This is a genomic window from Bartonella capreoli, assembly GCF_902813205.1.
Classification (GTDB): Bacteria; Pseudomonadota; Alphaproteobacteria; order Rhizobiales; family Rhizobiaceae; genus Bartonella; species Bartonella schoenbuchensis.
Genome location: NZ_CADDZX010000147.1, coordinates 1 through 505, shown reverse-complemented (window position 1 = coordinate 505; position 505 = coordinate 1). Strand labels below are relative to the sequence as shown.

Below are 505 nucleotides of genomic sequence, written 5' to 3'. Positions count from 1 at the left end.
TCGGTCTTCTCAATCTCGACCTTACGAAAGAGGTTACATCTCAATCATTAAGGCAATGGAATGAAAAACCATGGGTATGGAATAAAGGATATAGTGAAAACAGTGTACATAATCTTCATATCATTGCAATCGACTATGGTATTAAGCGTAATATTCTTCGTCTGATGGCTACACAAAATGCGCGCATTACTATCGTGCCTGCACATACAAGTGCAGAAGAAATTTTAACAATGAACCCTGATGGTATTTTTCTTTCTAACGGTCCAGGTGATCCAGCATCAACAGCGCAATATGCCGTTCCAACTATTAAAACATTGATTGATCATAATTTACCAATTTTTGGTATATGTCTCGGTCATCAACTTCTTGCTCTTACTATGGGCGCAAAAACCGTAAAAATGCACCAAGGTCATCATGGTGCCAACCATCCTGTTAAAGATCTTAACACAGGGAAAGTCGAAATTGTATCAATGAACCATGGTTTTGCCGTAGACGCTACATCTTT

At 38.6% G+C, this 505-nt stretch carries 1 protein-coding gene; it reads left to right on the top strand.

The window, feature by feature from the left end:
• Window positions 1-505: glutamine amidotransferase-related protein (locus J7R05_RS07785; RefSeq protein ID WP_208541825.1), on the top strand; the 505-nt coding region annotated here is incomplete at both ends.